The sequence below is a fragment of the Mitsuaria sp. CC2 genome (genome assembly GCF_048957715.1).
In the GTDB taxonomy this organism is placed as follows: domain Bacteria; phylum Pseudomonadota; class Gammaproteobacteria; order Burkholderiales; family Burkholderiaceae_C; genus Roseateles.
This window is the reverse complement of record NZ_JARVXN010000041.1, coordinates 124,307-139,328: the sequence shown is the minus strand read 5'-3', so window position 1 is coordinate 139,328 and position 15,022 is coordinate 124,307. Positions and strand designations below refer to the sequence as shown.

Below are 15,022 nucleotides of genomic sequence, written 5' to 3'. Positions count from 1 at the left end.
GTCAGACCTTCGGAGAGAGACCGTCGCTGAGCGACAGCGCGTAGGCGCGCAAGCCGGGCAGCAGGCTGGCGGCCCAGCCGAGCGCGGTGACGAGGCCCAGCAGTTGCCACTCGGCCGCCGACGGCAGACCGGCGCTGAGGCCGATGCCGAAGCGCAATTGCACCCAAGGCCCCAGCGCCGCGATCAGCAGCAGGCACAGCGCGGCGCCGAGCGCGACGCCGCAGACGGTGACCAGCATGCCCTCGACTGCCAGCAGGCTGAAGATGCGCGCCGGGTTGGCGCCGACGGCGCGCAGGATGGCGAGCTCGCGGCGGCGCTCGTTGAGGCCGGCGAGGATGACCGCGACCAGCCCGCACAGACTCACCGCGGCGACCATCGCGCTCATCAGCGTCAGGCTGCGCTCGCCGAGCGCGACCACGTCCCACAGCTCGTCCAGCGCGACGCCGGGCAGGATGGCCATCAGCGGCTCGCCGGGAAAGTCGTTGATGCGCCGCTGCGTCGAGAACACCGCCGTGCGCCGCTTCAACCCGACCAGCGCGGCCGTCACCTGATGCGGTGTCAGGTCCTGCCCGGCCAAGGCGTCGAGACTGACCGCCTGGCCGGGGATGGGCGCGCCGGCGACCCAGTCGAGGTGGATGGCTTCCATCGCCGCGAGGCTGATGTGCAGCGAACGGTCCACCGGCGTGCCGGTACGCTGCATCACGCCGATGACGTGGAAGGGCTTGTCGGCATGGTCATTGGCGGCGAGTGCGCCGTCGCCATGACTGAGGACGACCTTGTCGCCGATCCGATAGCCCAGGGACGCCGCGACGTCGGCGCCGAGCACGACGCCGAAGAGATCGGGCGGCAATCCCTTCGCTTCTTTCGATCCATCCGGTCTGCTCGATCCATTCGATCCCTTCGAATCGGCGGGCGCGTCGTCGAACGCGCGGCCCTCTGCCAGCGCCAGGGGTTGGGCATCCCCGTACCGGAAGCGGCGGAAGTAGTCGTCCGTCGTCGCGACGACCGGGAAGCCCCGGTGCGAGTCGCCGAGCGAGATCGGCACGACCCAGTCCACGCCGGGGAGTTTGGCCAGCGACTGCACGCTGGACCATTGGATGTTGTTGGTCGCGCCGCCGATGCGGAAGACCGAATACAGCAGCAACTGGACCGAGCCCGTGCGGGCGCCGACGATCAGGTCGGTGCCGGAGACCGACTGCGCGAAGTTCTTTCGGACGTCGTCGCGCAGCCGCGCGATGCCGAGCAGCAGCAGCGTCGACAGCGTGATCGACAGCGCCACGAGCGATAGCACGAAGCGGCGGTTCCACGCGCTCTGTGCGGCGAGTCGGATGAGCGCTCTCATGCGAGGACTCCCTCGACGCGTGCGGAGCCGCGCTGCAGCGCCGGCAGGTCCAGGCAACGCGGAAAGCGCGCGGCGAGCCGCGTGTCGTGGCTGACGAAGAGGAGCGCGCTGCCGGACTCGGCGCAGACCTCGCGCAGGATGGCCATGAAGGCGTCGCGATGCGCGTCGTCGAGCGCGGAGGTCGGCTCGTCGGCGATCACCAGGTCCGGATGCCCGATGAGCGCGCGCGCCGCGGCCACGCGCTGCTGCTGGCCGACGGACAGCTCGCTGGCCCGCCGTGCGATCAGCTCGGCGCCCAGGCCCATGCGCTGGAGCAGCTCCCGCGCGCGTTCCCGCGGCTCTCCGGCCCGCGCGGCGCGGCGGCGCGAGAACTCGCAGCTCAGCAGCACGTTGTCCAGCGCCGAGCGGTAGGGCAGCAGGTTGAACTGCTGGAAGATGAAGCCGACATGGTCGGCGCGCAGCCGGTCGCGCTGGCGGCCGGCGCATTCCGACAACTCATGGCCGAGCAGCTTCAGCCGCCCCGCGCGCGGCGTGAGGACGCCCGCGATCAGCGCCAGCAGCGTGCTTTTGCCCGAGCCGCTGGGCCCGCGCAGGAAGACGGCCTCGCCGGGTTCGACGCGCAGCGCGGTGATATCCAGGCAGTCCCGCGTGGAGCGCGGCCAGCGGAAGGTCAGGTCCCGGGCTTCCAGAACGGGCACGGTCATCGCGGGCACGGTCATCGCAGGCACGGTCATCGTCAGCCGCCGAGCGTCAGCGTCGCGGCCGGGCGTTGCAGCACCTGGCGGGACTGTCCCTTCGGCGTCGCGACCTGCGCGTCGATGCGCTGGATGCGCGGGAAAAGCGCGAACAGCTGATGCGACAGCGTCTTCAGATCGGTCGCCGCGGCGCAGCGGAAGCGATAGCTGACGTCGACGTCGAGGTGTTCCAACTTGTTCGCGGCGCTGTCGGTGGACGGCTTGGCGATCAGGCCGGATTCGAGCTGGGCCGCTTCGAATCGGCACTGTCCGCGCGCATCCGGCGTGAAGAGCACCGCGCCGCCCCGCAGCGTGGCGAGCATCCGTTCGACGGACTGGCGTTCCGCCGGCGTGCGCGGCTGGCGCTCGAAGCCGAGCACGCTGTCCAGCGGCGATTCCAGCTGGATCGCCAGGGTGTCGCCCTCGATCGCGACGTCCAGGTGCACGACGCCGTGCTCGTGCTTGTCGCCGTGCGCCTGCGCGGCGCCCAGCATCATCAGGCCGGCCACGAGCGCGACGGCGTGGGAGCGGCGGGAGTTCTTCTTCGGGATCATCTCAGTGGATTCCTTCTTGCGGAGAGTCGAGGTCCCACCTCGGCCAGGGATCGGCGACGGGCGAGGTGGCGAGCGGCGCGACGGGTGAGATGAGGCAGGCGTCGAGCGCGCGGGTGAGGGCGGGGAGGTCGAGGTCCTGGCCGATGAGCACGAACTCCTGGCCGCGTTCCCCCAGCGGCACGCTCCATCGGCCGACCGGATCGAGCTGATGGCCGCGCCCCGCGCCGGACAGACAGGCGAGCCAGTCCAGCCGGCTCGCGAGCCACACATACCCCTTGAAGCGCAGCAGCCCGGGCCAGGGCTGCGCGATCAGCGCATGCAGTCGGGCGGCATCGAACGGGCGGTCGGCGCGATAGACGAAGCTGGAGAGGCCGTATTCATCGGCCTCGGAATGGTCGTGCCCTTCCAGGGCCCGGATCCATCGGGGTTGTGATTCGGCCTGCTCCATCTTGAAGAGGCCGGTGCCGAGCAGCTCGCCGATCGGCACGTCGCCGCGGCGGGCGTCGATGATGCGCGCGGCAGGGTTGAGCGCCCGGATCACGGCGTGGACCTGCGCGAGCCGCGCCGCGTCGACCAGATCGGTCTTGCTCACGACGACGACGTTGGCGAATTCGATCTGCTCCACCAGCAGTTCGACAAGCCGGCGGCTGTCCTGCGCATCGACGCCGCTGTCGCGCTGCGCGAGAAAGTCCTCGCTCGCGTAGTCGTTCAGCAGATTGAGCGCATCGACGACGGTCACCATCGTGTCGATGCACGCCAGGTCGCGCAGTCCCTGGCCGTGTTCGTCGACGAAATCGAAGGTCGCCGCGATCGGCATCGGCTCCGAGATGCCGGTGGATTCGATCAGCAGGTAGTCGAAGCGCCCTTCTCGGGCGAGGCGGCCGACCTCCTTCAGCAGATCGTCGCGCAGCGTGCAGCAGATGCAGCCGTTGCTCATCTCGACCATCGCCTCGTCGGTGCGCGACAGGCCCACGCCGGCGCGCTCGGCGCCTTCGCGGACGAGTTCGGCATCGATGTTGAGCTCGCTCATGTCGTTGACGATCACCGCGACACGCAGCGGACCGCGGTGGCGCAGCACCTGGTTGAGCAGCGTCGTCTTGCCGGCGCCGAGGAAGCCGGACAGCACCGTGGCGGGCAGGCGATGGGGCGGGGTGGCGGTATCGGAGAAAGCGGTATCGGCGAAGGCCGTCTCCGCAAAGGCGTCATCGACGTCGGGGGCGTCGATCGTGGTGGTCGTGTCGAGGGCGGCGGCATTGGACATGAGCGTCTCCGGGGCGAAGCAGGTCCGTTCGCCTGGCTTTGATGCTAATGCGAACTCATTCGCAATATAGCAGCGTGACAGAATGCGCGAGCCCACCCGATCTGCTTTTGCGGTGCCCTGATCGCCCGCGCCTTGACACTTATGGAACGTTCGACCCGACAGCGCAGTGCCATCCGTACGGTCATCGACGACGCGGGACGTCCGCTGTCGCCGCAGGAAGTGCTGGACGCCGCTCAGGGCGAGGTGCCGGGGTTGTCGCTGGCGACGGTCTACCGCAACCTGAAGCAGCTGCTGGAGGCGGGCGAGATTCAGTCGGTGTCGCTGCCCGGGGACAGCCCCCGCTACGAATCGGCGCATCACGACCACCACCACCACTTCCAGTGCACGGACTGCGGCCGCGTCTTCGACGTGCACGCGTGTCCCGGCGACATGGCGCAACTGGTGCCCGAAGGCTTCACCGTGGCGCGGCATGAGCTGACGCTGTACGGGCGCTGCGCCGATTGCGCGACGCCGAAGCGGGCGGGGCGCAGGCGCGCCGTCAGTGCGTCCTGAAGCGCGTCCTCAAGCGCCTCTCCACGTTCCCGACGTCCAGAAAGCATGGCCGTTTCAGGCCGGCCTAAGTTTCGGGATTGAATTCAATCAACTAGTTGGTAGACTGAACGACATCGAACTGAGCGGAACCGAATTCATCATGGCCTCCTCCTCCACATCCGTCGCCACCAGCCTCCAGCAAGACCTCTGGCTCAGGCGCTACACCCTGGTGCGCGCGCTGTTCTCCATCGTCTGGGTCGCCGCTGCGATCGTGATCGGCGGCAAGTCGTCCGCGATTGCCGCGGTGCTGCTGGTGCTCTATCCGGCCTGGGACGCCGCCGCCAACTGGGTGGACGCGAACGCCAGCGGCGGCCTGCAGGCCAACCGCACGCAGCGCATCAACGTGTGGGCAAGCGGCCTGACGACGCTCGCCGTGTGCCTGGCGCTGACCGTCGGCATGAACGCCGTGCTCGGGGTCTTCGGCGTCTGGGCCATCGCGTCGGGACTCATGCAGCTCGGCACGGCGCTGCGCCGCTGGAAGTCGCAGGGCGGGCAGTGGGTCATGGTGCTGAGCGGCGCCCAGTCCGCGCTGGCCGGCGGCTTCTTCATCGCGCAGGCGCAGAAGCCCGACGTTCCCTCGATCGTGAACGTCGCGGGTTATGCCGGCGTCGGCGCGCTGTACTTCCTCATCTCCGGCATCTGGCTGAGTGTGAGCCTGTCGCGCCGCGGGAAGCAGGCCACTGCCTGACCCGATCACGGCTGTTCATGGCCGATCACGGTCGGTCACGGCCGGTCACGGCGGCGGATACTGTGCCGCCGTGCGCTGTCCCTCCACGCCGACGCTGCGCTGCAGCCGCACGCCGAAGTTCCATCCCAGCGTGCGCTGGTCCTTGCCCTTCTCGCGCACGATCAGCATCAGCGGACGCCATGTCGAGTCCTGCGCCATCGTGCGGTCCGCATTCGCGCGCGCCTCGGCGGCGCCTGACGCGTCGCCGCGCAGTTGCGCCAGTCCCTCCAGCGCGCGGAAGGTGTCGATCCACGCCGACGCCTGCGGGCGCATCGAGAAGTTGATGTTGTACTGGCAGAGGCTGTCCTTCGGCAGCCCCTTCAGCTTGGCCTCGAAATCGCTCAGCAGCGACTCCGCCTTGTCGCGGTTGGCGCGCGTGTTCTTCTCGCCGCTCGCATCGGGTTCCAGCGTCTCCACGCAGCGCGCAATCCAGTCGTCCCGCTGTTCGCCGATCTTCTCCAGCATCTGCTTGGGCGTGCTGAAGTGACGATCGAGGTCGGCATCCTGCTTCCCGCCGATGGTGAACGGCGAGACCGCGTTCTTCTCCAGGTTCCAGAACAGGTCGCGGTTGACGTCGAGCAGGCTCGGCAGGCCGCCGCCGCTGATCGAGCCGTCCTTTCCGTCCGGGCCGAGCTTCACCTCCGACGGGTTGGCGGGCGTCAGCGTGTTGACCTGGACGCCGACCGACAGCTTCTGCTGCGCGGTGTCGCCCTTGTCCGCCGTCACCTGGATGTGGCCGCCGCGCTCGGTGCGTGATTCGGCGATGCGCTCGGCCTTGAGCGCCGCACCCGCGCTGACGCCGACGCGGTAGGTGTTGCCGTCGCCGCCCGTCATCTTCACATTGGCGCCGGCGCTGACCTTGGTGACGAAGCTGCGCGTCAGGCTCTGGCCGTGGATTTTGCCCAGGCTGACCTTGGGGTGGCGGTCCAGCACCGCTTCCAGCGGACCGGCGTAGGGCGGCGCGCCCTTCGCATGCACCTGGTCCCAGCGCACCCAGCTGTCGAGCACGCCCAGCATCTCCTTGCGCAGCTCGTCGTCCTTGCCGCGCTGACGGAACAGCCGCAGGATCGTTCCCTCGGTCTCCTGGTGTGTGCGGCTCATCTTCTCGGTGGCGCTGACCTGCGCCTTCACCACGCCGGGCAGGTCCGGTCCGACGGCCACGCCGACGGTCGCTTCCGGGCCGCTCGCGCGCGTGCTGCCGAGCGAGATCTCCATGCCCAGGATCGGCATGAAGGCCTGGAAGAAGGCCTCCTCCTTGCGCGACCAGCCGGCCGAGACGATCGGCGACACGACCGGCAACGGCACGCTGTAGGGCAGCGAGGGCAGACCGCCGCCGACCACGCCGCCGCCGGAGAGCTTCACCTTGTCGCGCAGCTGCATCGACAGCAGGATGGGCTCGAAGTAGCGGACCACGGCCTCCTTGCTCTGGAAGCGCTTCTGGCGCGCGGCGTCGGCTGCTTCGTGCATGGCCACGTCGTGCGTGAGCGCGCCCTGGCGCTCCGCGGGCGCGGACTCCGCGAGCGTCAGCTTCACATGATCGATGACGGCACGCAGCGCGTCCGGCGCCGACGCGCCGTCCTTGGCGAGTTCCTCGAACAGCGTCGGCAGCGGGTGCTCGCGATTGGGCTTGTGCAGGCGAGCGGGCTTGTTCGCGCTCACCGGGTTCTCCAGCGCGTAGACCGCCGCGCGCAGCTCGCTGGCCTCGCTGCCCTTGAACTGCCATTGCGCCGGATGCCCTTGGCCCTGACGCGTGGCCCGCTCGGCCAGCGCCTGCGTTGCGGCGGCGAACGCCCGCGCTTCAGGCGCGGGAACACCGGCCGCAGTCAGGTCGCGCGCGAGGTCCGATCGCGCCCAGTCGCCGAGCTCCCCGGCCGTCTTGCGCACGCCGCTGTCGGCCTGACTGCGGTGGGTTGTCATGCCGAAGCTCTCGGCGATCGCCGTGGCGCGCTGGAGGCCCGCGGGCGTGAACGGCGTCTTGTGCCGGTGCGGCGTCACCACGCGCTGCAACCACGATGCCGACGGATCTTCCCGCGACAGCCACTCGCCGATGGCCTTGTTCATGCGGGCATCGTGACGGGCGTAGGGCGAGCCGGCGGAATTGGAGAGGCAGCCGTTGCGCACGGCGTGATACGCCGCGCGCCCGGCGCCGGTGATGTCCGTGCCGACCTCCGCCGGCAGCTGTCGCGCGACGCGCTTCGCGCCCGCCAGCCATTGGCGGACGGCGGCGTCCGTCTCCACGCGCTGCGCCGCGTCGGCCGACCAGAAGCTGCGCATCGCCTGCAGCGTCTCGCTGTCCGGCATGCTGCCTTGCGGATCGCCGAGCAGATGCACGACCTCCGCGCCGCGCGGCAGCACGCTCGCCTGGCGCAGCAGGTTGCGGACGTCCGATTCCGCCTGCGTGGGCGTGTGGCCGGCGCCGCTCTCGGAGACGTGATCGGGACCATGATCGGGCAGATCGGGCACGCCCTGCATCCAGTGGCGTGTCGGACGCGATTGCAGCGCCGCCAGGGCCTCCCGCGCACGCGTGGCGTCGCCTTTGCAGACCACCGACAGCAGCTCGGAGGCGATCTCCATGACCCCGATCGAGGGCAGCGCATCCGCAGATGGATTGGCGGGGCGGCCGTTCACCGCCTTGAGCAGCAGCGCGCCGAAGCGTGCGTTCTCGACGGCCGGAGCGAAACCGCGCGGTCGTGTCGCCTGGGCCTGCAAGGCCTGCGCCTCCCGCGCGTCGAACGCCGCCTTGGCGACGGCCGGGTCGGGCGGTGTGTCGACCCTCGACGCCAAGGTCATCGACGCCTGCAGTACCGCCGACACGCCCGCGTCGGTCGCATGCAGCGTGGCGCGCGCCGCTGCGTCGTTTGCGCCGCCGGGTTGGCGCAACTGTGCGATCGCTTCCGATCGCGCGCCGTAGAGCGCGTCCTTGGTGTCGTCCAGCCGCTGCCGGACGAAGCGATCCTTGTCGACCACCTGCTGCCGGGTCTGGACCTCGGCGGCCAGCGGCTGCAGGCCGCCGGCGACAGCCTGCGTGATCGGGCTGCGGGCCTCCAGCACGGGCGTGGCGTTTCCGGGTTGCGGCTTGTCCGCGTGTGTGCTGGCCTCCTCGGTCAGCGGGCGCGGCTTGAGCCAAGGCACCACGATGGTCGCGAGCCGGTTCCCCGTCGAGCGCGTCGGCGCATTCCACGGAGACGGCGTGTGCGGCGGCAGGCGCGCGTTCAGGCCTTGCGCCTGGGCGGACAGGGCCGCGAGCTGGCTGGTCGCGTCGGTCGGCGCTGCGGACTGCGGCGTGGGCAGCGACGCGCGCACCGGACGCTCCACGGTGCCGCCGACGCCGGGCACGATGGCGTTGAAGGCCACTTCGCGACCGAACACCGCGCGCTTCGCGCGTGCCGGCAGGCCCTGCAAAGCGCCGGAGGGCGAGGGCGTCGTGACGCCAGCGGTGGGCGTCAGCGTCGATGGCGTCGATGTCGTTGCACCGGTCGGTGCGCCGGTCGATGTGTTGGTCGATGCGCCGGCACTGCTTGAATCCGTGGGCACGACCGGTCCACCGGTCGTCGTGAGCTTGGAAGAAACCATCGTCGGCGCGGACTCCTGAGTGCGATCGAGTCACTCTAGAAGCGCGCCTCCCGGCGCCCAACGAACCGAAACGCGTTAGGTCATGCGACTCAACGACATGAGCCTCGACGACATGCGGCTCATACCGCGATGTCGCGCAGCAGCATCGGCCAGGCCGAGCTGCCTGCCCATCGTGGCTTCTGCCAGGGGCGGCCTACGGTGGCCGTGGCGATCGGGAACGCGCGCGTGACCGGATTCACGTCGCGCCAGACCTCCTCGCCGTCGACGAACACGCGGCACTCGCCGGTGGTCAGCGGCTGCCACGCCTCGTCGGCGGTGAGCGGATCGGTGGCGACGAGGACGATGCGATCGTCCGCGCCGTTCATCGCGCTCAGGTCCAGCGACATGTCGCAGTCGACCAGCCGCGCCATCGGGAACGGATGGCGCCGCTGCAGCACCTGCAGCCGGCTGGAGCAGTGGGTGTACAGCGCCGCGCCGTTGGTGAGCAGGAAGTTGAAGTTGCCGTGGCGGGCGATGACTTCGCTGAGCTGCGCGACGTGGGGCGCGAGCTCGCGCCAGCTCGGCGGCTGATCCCGCTCGAGGTCCCGGTCCGCGAAGCGCTTGCGCAGCTCCTGCAGCAGCCAGCAGAAGGCGCGCTCGCTGTCGGTGCTGCCGACGGGCCGGTACGGGCCGTCGAGCATGGGCTGGAAATCCTTCAGGTCGCCGTTGTTGGCGAACACCCAGGTCTGGCCCAGCCATTCGCGCTGGAACGGATGACAGTTGGACAAGGAGACGCTGCCTTGCGTCGCGCGTCGCAGATGCGCGATCACGATGCGCGACTTGATGGGGTAGCGGCTCAGGAACTCCGCGAGCGGCGATGCGCTGGCCGGCTGGTCGTCGTGGAAGACGCGGCAGCCGGAGCGCTCGTAGAACGCCATGCCCCAGCCGTCGATGTGCTCCGCCGTGCGACCGCCGCGGGCAGCGAACCCGGTGAAGGAGAAGGTGATCGCTGCATCGCTGTTGCAGTTCATTCCCAGCAGTTGGCACATGGCGGCGACTATCCCGCGCGGGGGCAGGGCGGACAAATGCGGAACCCGCATGCGCTCATGCGGTTTCGGGGGCGATGCGCGTGCCGAGGATGTCGATGGGCGGACGTCGCCCACGCATTGGGAATAAGCGCCGTCGCCGGGTGTCTACAGCAGGGAAGGCCGTTGCCTTTCAACCTGGAGCCGGACATGACCTCAAACAGCACGCAGCCTTCCCGGCCGCGTTCGCGCAGACGCCCGCGGGTGTCGCGGTGGATCGCGGCCACCGCGGCGACTGCGGCGACCGCGGCCATTGCGGCCGCCGCTTGGGCCGGCGCCGCCACGTCGGCGGACGCCTTTCATGCGGAGAACGCCGCGGCGATGGACCGCATGATGGCCGCGATGGAGATCACCCCTTCGGGCGACATCGACCGTGACTTCGCGGCCATGATGATCCCCCACCATCAGGGCGCCATCGACATGGCGCTGGCGGAGTTGCGCCACGGCTCCAATGAGCAGCTGCGACGCATCGCGCAGGAGATCATCGTCGAGCAGCAGCAGGAGATCGCGGCGATGCGGCTCGCGGTCGGCGACGCGTTGCCGCGCCCTGCGCCCGCACCGACGCAGGTCGGGCGCGCGACATCGGCACCGGCGGCATCGGCGCCGGCCTCCACCCATCATCATTCGAAGTAGGAGCTCCCATGCTGAAGCCTCTCTTGCGCTCCTCGCTGCTGTTCCTCGCCGTCTGCGGCGGCGCCGCCACGGCAGGCCAGGCGCCGGGCCGCGCGACGGATGCCGACATCCCCGTCAGCCACCGCGACCGCATCTACGCCGCCGAGCAGTTCTCCAACACGCTCTCCGTCACCGACCCCGTGGACAACCGCCTGCTCGGCGTCATCCGCCTGGGCGACCCGTCGCCGGGCAATTTCAGCCCGCTCTACCGCGGCCAGGTGCTGGTGCACGGCCTCGGCTTCTCGCCGGACCACCGCACGCTGGCGGTGGTGTCGATCGGCTCGAACTCGGTCACCTTCATCGACACGCGCACCAACGCGATCAAGCACACGACCTACGTCGGCCGCTCCCCGCATGAAGCCTTCTTCACGCCGGACGGCAAGGAAGTCTGGGTCACCGTCCGCGGCGAGAACTACGTGTCGGTGATCGACGCCGCGACCTTCCAGGAGAAGACCCGCATCGTCACCGCGGCCGGACCGGGCATGCAGATCTTCTCGCCGGACGGCAAGTACGGCTACGTCTGCTCGTCCTTCAATCCGGAGACGGCGGTCGTCGAGGTCGCGAGCCACAAGATCGTCGCGACGGTGAAGCAGGACAGCCCGTTCTGTCCGAACATCGCCGCGTCGCCAGACGGCCGGCAGGTGTGGTTCACGCTGAAGGACATCGGACGTACCACCGTCTTCGACGCGCGTCCGCCGTTCGGGGTCGTCACCTCCTTCGACACCGGCCCGATCACCAACCACGTGAACTTCGCCAAGACCGCCAAGGGCACCTTCGCCTACGTGACCGTGGGCGGGCTGAACCAGGTGAAGGTGTTCCGCACCGACGACTTCTCCGCTGTGACCACCATCGCGGTGGGCCCGCTGCCGCACGGCGTCTGGCCGTCGGGTGACGGCAGCCGGATCTACGTGGGACTGGAGAACGCCGACGCGCTCGCGGTGATCGACACGGCGTCGAACACCGTCGTCGGCCACGTCCCCATCGGACAGGCGCCGCAGGCCATCGCGTATGTGCCCGACGCCGTGCCCGACGGCGATGGCCTGCAGGGGTTGCAGCCGCTCGGGATCGCGGGGCAGGTGGCCTCGCTGACGCTGCGCGCGGTCGCAGGACCTCCGGACACCGCGCCCACCAGCGTAGCGCTCTTCGATCAGGGCCTGCTGCAGGTGTTCCAGGCGTCCGTGACCGGGCTGAAGCCGAAGCAGCCGTATGTCGTGGCGCTGGCCGAGCAGGCGGACGGCTCCGGCCCGCTGCAGCCGTTGGCCAACTTCATGACGAATCCGGCCGGCTCGGCGATCGTCAACGCCATCGGACCGATCCGCCAGATCGTGCAGGCCGAGGTGGCGGCGACCCGGCGCTACCTGGTCATCGCGCCAGTGGCCGACGGCAGGCCCGGCTCGCCTGTGCAGGTGCAGGCCGCGATGACAGCTCCCGTGAAGGCCCCTGCGCGATGACCCGCGGCGCCGGCATGGCGATGATCGAGGCGATCGAGTCACTGATCCCGGCCCTGCGCCGCTATGCCAGCGCCATGCTGCGCGATCGCGATCTGGCGGATGATCTGGTCCAGGATTGCCTGGAACGCGCGATCAGCCAGTGGGGGACGCTCCGGCAGAAGGAGAACACCCGGCAATGGCTCTTCGCGATCGCGCACAACCTGATGGTCAACCGCTTCCGGCAGCAGGACCGGCGCGGCGAGCATGTGGACATCGCGGACCTCGCGCCGGCCACCGAATCCGCTCTGACGGTACCGGCGCCGCAGGAGCATCGGGTGCAGCTCGGCGAGCTGATGACGGCCCTGGACGCCTTGCCGGAGGAACAGCGCAGCGTCGTGCTGCTGGTGTCCGTCGAAGATCTGTCGTATGCCGAGGCGGCGAAGGCGCTCGGCATCCCGATCGGGACGGTGATGTCGCGACTGGCGCGAGGACGTGAGCGATTGCAGCGCGCGCTCGACGGTGAGTTGCGCGGAGCGTCGCCGGCGCACGGCGCGGGCTCGCATCTGCGAAGGATGAAGTGAATGGACAGACCCGCCGGGCCTACCGGCCCCATGAAATCGTCACCTGTCGTTGAACACGATCTCCACGCTTTCGTCGACGGTGCGCTCGATGCTGCCCGTCGCAAGGAGGTGCAGGACCACCTGGACAGGAATCCGGACGCGGCGGAGGCCGTGAGCCGGCTGATGGCCCAGCGGCAGTTGTTGAGGTCCACGCTCGCGCCGATCGCCGATGAACCGGTACCGCAGCGGCTGCAGCTCGGGACACTGCTCGCGCAACGGCAGGAGCCGCCGACGCGTCATTGGCGCTGGGCCGCGGCGGTGCTCGTCGCGCTCGGCGCCGGCAGCGTCGGCGGGTGGCAGGTCCGCGACCGGTGGGAGCCGGTGGATGTGGCGGCGAACGGTGCGGCAGGTGGTGCCGCGAACGGTGTCGCGGCGCTCGCCGGCGAAGCGCGCAGCAGCTACCTCGCCTATGCGTCCGAAACGCCGGAGGACCTGGACCGCGAGCGGCTGCTGCGCGTGGTCTCGGACAAGCTCCGTCGGCCGGTGGAGATCCCGGACCTCAGCGCGGCCGGTTATCGGTTTGCAGGCGGCCGTCTGGTCGCCACGGCCCATGGTCCCGCGGGCATGTTCTTCTACGACCGGGCGGACGGCACGCGGATGGCCGTGATGCTGCGGCCGATGACCATCGAGAAGGAGGCGCCGATGCTGGTGCAGGCCTCGGGGGCCATCGGCGGCTACAGCTGGGCCATGCGCGGGCTGGGCTACAGCGTCGTGGGCACCGAGAGCCCGACGACGCTGCATCCGGTCGCCGACGAGGTGCGCCGGCAGGCGCGCGAGACATCGTCCACCTGACCCGCGGTCCTCCCCGTCATGCGGCGGGCAGCGCATCGGGCGACAGACCCGCCTCCGCACGCGCCCACATCCGCTCGTAGAGCGCCTCCAGGTCGCGCGCGAACGCCCGTGAATCGATCCACGTCGGGATCGCCGGTTTCGACGCCGTGGCGCGTGCGCAGACCTGTTCGACATACGCCTCGGGCGTGTCGCAGACCAGCGCGTGCAGCCCGGCCTGGACGAGCAGGCTTTCCGCCACGCGCGACGCGAAGCCGTCGCCCCGCAGCGTCACGACCGGCACGCCGGCGGCGAGCGCATCGCTGGTCGTCGTGTGTCCGTTGCACGGCCATGTGTCGAGCGCGACGTCCGCGGCGGCGAGGCGGTTCCAGTGTGCCGCCATGTCCACCGGCGGCATGAAGACGAGCCGCTCCGGCGCGATGCCGCGTGACGCGGCCTCGGCGCGCAGCTGCGCATCAGCCTGCTCGCCGCCGCTGAGCTGCCATAACAGCGCGTGCGGCAGGCGGCGCAGGATGGCCATCCACGTGTCGAAGACGGCGGGCGTGATCTTCAGCACCGTGTTCGCCGAGAGCAGCACGATCGCGTCGTCCGGCAGGCCGAGCTCGGCGCGCGGCGTGGGTTCGATGCAGCGCGTCGCATCGCCGGGCTGGTAGCAGCGCGGTAGCTGCGCGATGCGTTCTGAATAGAACGGCGCATCGGGCAACGGCGTGACGATCGCATCGCCGATGACGTAATCGATGAAATCCGCCCCGCAGGTGCCGGGGAAGCCGAGCCACGCGACCTGCACCGGTGCCGGCTGCGCGGCGAGCGCGGTGAAGCGGCTGCCGGCGGTGTGACCCTTCAGGTCGACGGCGATGTCGACGCCCTCCGCGCGCATGCGCGCGGCGATGGCGGCGGGATCGAGATCGCCGACGTCAACGAAGCGCTCGCAGGCCGCGCGGATGCGCTGCTGCAGCGCGGAGCCGTCGTCCGGTCCGTGCGAGAACAGCAGCACCTCGAAGCGCCCGCGATCGCGGTGCTCCAGGACCTCGACCATCAACGCGGCGGTCGCATGAGCGTGGAAATCGGAAGACAGGTAACCGATGCGCAGCTTGGGCTTGGCGACGGCCTTCACCGCCGGCAGGGGCACGATGCCGCGGCTCAGGAAACGCGTGCTCAGTCGCGCGACCTTCAGCAGATCCGAGGCTTCATGCGGCAGCGTCGCCAGCGCGAAGGGCACGCCGAATTCATCGTCGGCGTCGTCGGGCTTGGCCCGGATGACGGCGTGCAGCGCCCGCAGGTTCTCGTCGAAGTCCGACCAGCGCGCGCACTGCTGGTCGCCATGGGCCTGGTAGGCCAGCGCCATCACGCTGTCGGGCCGCAGCGCGGCGACGGTGCGGAAGCACTCGGCCGCCTCGGCCTTCATCTGCAGCGTCTGCAGCGCGAAGGCCAACTGCAGATACGCGTCGACATCGTCGATCTTCAGCGCGAGCGCCTGCATCAGCGGACCGATCGCGTCCTGCGCCCGGCCGCAACGCCGCAGCGATTCGCCGAGGTAGCGCTGCAGCTCGTTCGAGGCGACCTGCGCGTGCGGCTCCAGCAGCGCGACGGCTTCGGCGTAGCGGCCGCGGCCCATCTCGTGGAGGGCGTTGCGCAGCAGGTCTTTCAGGGCATCCATGGGGGACG

The 15,022-nt window shown here is 70.0% G+C and carries 13 protein-coding genes; 6 read left to right on the top strand and 7 right to left on the bottom strand.

Annotated elements, in window-relative coordinates:
* Position 1: 1 nt before the first annotated feature.
* The 4 genes from PV762_RS26200 to PV762_RS26185 are packed head-to-tail and all read right to left on the bottom strand — an operon-like array spanning position 2 to position 3,891.
* Positions 2 to 1,342, bottom strand: coding sequence for an ABC transporter permease (locus tag PV762_RS26200; protein WP_421037938.1), 1,341 nt, complete (start codon positions 1,340 to 1,342; stop codon positions 2 to 4).
* Positions 1,339 to 2,076, bottom strand: coding sequence for an ABC transporter ATP-binding protein (locus PV762_RS26195; protein ID WP_421037937.1), 738 nt, complete (start codon positions 2,074 to 2,076; stop codon positions 1,339 to 1,341). Before PV762_RS26195 ends, PV762_RS26200 begins: the two co-directional genes overlap by 4 nt.
* A 2-nt stretch (positions 2,077 to 2,078) precedes the next feature.
* The gene (locus PV762_RS26190; protein ID WP_421037936.1) at positions 2,079 to 2,630 is read right to left on the bottom strand and encodes a DUF2796 domain-containing protein; all 552 of its coding nucleotides are present in this window, start codon (positions 2,628 to 2,630) and stop codon (positions 2,079 to 2,081) included.
* 1 nt (position 2,631) lies between these two features.
* The gene (locus PV762_RS26185) at positions 2,632 to 3,891 is read right to left on the bottom strand and encodes a GTP-binding protein (protein WP_421037935.1); all 1,260 of its coding nucleotides are present in this window, start codon (positions 3,889 to 3,891) and stop codon (positions 2,632 to 2,634) included.
* Positions 3,892 to 4,032: 141 nt separating this feature from the next.
* On the opposite strand from PV762_RS26185, the gene PV762_RS26180 reads away from it, so the two are divergent.
* Together PV762_RS26180 and PV762_RS26175 are read left to right on the top strand one after the other, a co-directional pair.
* The gene (locus PV762_RS26180) at positions 4,033 to 4,443 is read left to right on the top strand and encodes a Fur family transcriptional regulator (protein WP_421037934.1); all 411 of its coding nucleotides are present in this window, start codon (positions 4,033 to 4,035) and stop codon (positions 4,441 to 4,443) included.
* 139 nt (positions 4,444 to 4,582) lie between these two features.
* Positions 4,583 to 5,170: a DUF308 domain-containing protein gene (locus tag PV762_RS26175; RefSeq protein ID WP_421037933.1), complete on the top strand. Its 588-nt coding sequence runs from the start codon at positions 4,583 to 4,585 to the stop codon at positions 5,168 to 5,170.
* A gap of 45 nt (positions 5,171 to 5,215) precedes the next feature.
* Here PV762_RS26175 and PV762_RS26170 read toward each other — a convergent pair whose 3' ends face one another.
* Together PV762_RS26170 and PV762_RS26165 are read right to left on the bottom strand one after the other, a co-directional pair.
* On the bottom strand, positions 5,216 to 8,782 hold the full coding sequence (locus PV762_RS26170) for a hypothetical protein (RefSeq protein ID WP_421037932.1): 3,567 nt from the start codon (positions 8,780 to 8,782) through the stop codon (positions 5,216 to 5,218).
* Positions 8,783 to 8,901: 119 nt separating this feature from the next.
* On the bottom strand, positions 8,902 to 9,810 hold the full coding sequence (locus PV762_RS26165; protein WP_421037931.1) for a class II glutamine amidotransferase: 909 nt from the start codon (positions 9,808 to 9,810) through the stop codon (positions 8,902 to 8,904).
* Positions 9,811 to 9,996: 186 nt separating this feature from the next.
* Here PV762_RS26165 and PV762_RS26160 point away from each other — a divergent pair, with 186 nt between their 5' ends.
* From PV762_RS26160 to PV762_RS26145, 4 genes are read left to right on the top strand one after another with little or no spacing between them, the layout of a single operon-like run.
* Positions 9,997 to 10,479, top strand: coding sequence for a DUF305 domain-containing protein (locus PV762_RS26160; RefSeq protein WP_421037930.1), 483 nt, complete (start codon positions 9,997 to 9,999; stop codon positions 10,477 to 10,479).
* Positions 10,480 to 10,487: 8 nt separating this feature from the next.
* On the top strand, positions 10,488 to 11,969 hold the full coding sequence (locus PV762_RS26155; protein WP_421037929.1) for a YncE family protein: 1,482 nt from the start codon (positions 10,488 to 10,490) through the stop codon (positions 11,967 to 11,969).
* Positions 11,966 to 12,529 (top strand): RNA polymerase sigma factor, encoded by a 564-nt coding sequence (locus PV762_RS26150; protein WP_421037928.1) that lies wholly within the window; start codon positions 11,966 to 11,968, stop codon positions 12,527 to 12,529. The genes PV762_RS26155 and PV762_RS26150 overlap by 4 nt, the downstream gene beginning before the upstream one ends.
* A gap of 30 nt (positions 12,530 to 12,559) precedes the next feature.
* Positions 12,560 to 13,360 carry an anti-sigma factor family protein gene (locus PV762_RS26145; RefSeq protein WP_421037927.1) on the top strand — a complete coding sequence of 267 codons (801 nt, stop codon included), beginning with the start codon at positions 12,560 to 12,562 and terminating at the stop codon, positions 13,358 to 13,360.
* 16 nt (positions 13,361 to 13,376) lie between these two features.
* Here PV762_RS26145 and PV762_RS26140 read toward each other — a convergent pair whose 3' ends face one another.
* Complete coding sequence (locus PV762_RS26140) at positions 13,377 to 15,014, bottom strand: hypothetical protein (RefSeq protein ID WP_421037926.1); 1,638 nt, start codon at positions 15,012 to 15,014, stop codon at positions 13,377 to 13,379.
* Between the last annotated feature and the right edge of the window lie 8 nt (positions 15,015 to 15,022).

Coding starts and splice junctions, on each gene's coding strand:
- PV762_RS26200 (WP_421037938.1), bottom strand. CDS start 1,342: ATGAGAGCGCTCATCCGACTCGCCGCACAGAGCGCGTGGAACCGCCGC.
- PV762_RS26195 (WP_421037937.1), bottom strand. CDS start 2,076: ATGACCGTGCCTGCGATGACCGTGCCCGCGATGACCGTGCCCGTTCTG.
- PV762_RS26190 (WP_421037936.1), bottom strand. CDS start 2,630: ATGATCCCGAAGAAGAACTCCCGCCGCTCCCACGCCGTCGCGCTCGTG.
- PV762_RS26185 (WP_421037935.1), bottom strand. CDS start 3,891: ATGTCCAATGCCGCCGCCCTCGACACGACCACCACGATCGACGCCCCC.
- PV762_RS26180 (WP_421037934.1), top strand. CDS start 4,033: ATGGAACGTTCGACCCGACAGCGCAGTGCCATCCGTACGGTCATCGAC.
- PV762_RS26175 (WP_421037933.1), top strand. CDS start 4,583: ATGGCCTCCTCCTCCACATCCGTCGCCACCAGCCTCCAGCAAGACCTC.
- PV762_RS26170 (WP_421037932.1), bottom strand. CDS start 8,782: ATGGTTTCTTCCAAGCTCACGACGACCGGTGGACCGGTCGTGCCCACG.
- PV762_RS26165 (WP_421037931.1), bottom strand. CDS start 9,810: ATGTGCCAACTGCTGGGAATGAACTGCAACAGCGATGCAGCGATCACC.
- PV762_RS26160 (WP_421037930.1), top strand. CDS start 9,997: ATGACCTCAAACAGCACGCAGCCTTCCCGGCCGCGTTCGCGCAGACGC.
- PV762_RS26155 (WP_421037929.1), top strand. CDS start 10,488: ATGCTGAAGCCTCTCTTGCGCTCCTCGCTGCTGTTCCTCGCCGTCTGC.
- PV762_RS26150 (WP_421037928.1), top strand. CDS start 11,966: ATGACCCGCGGCGCCGGCATGGCGATGATCGAGGCGATCGAGTCACTG.
- PV762_RS26145 (WP_421037927.1), top strand. CDS start 12,560: ATGAAATCGTCACCTGTCGTTGAACACGATCTCCACGCTTTCGTCGAC.
- PV762_RS26140 (WP_421037926.1), bottom strand. CDS start 15,014: ATGGATGCCCTGAAAGACCTGCTGCGCAACGCCCTCCACGAGATGGGC.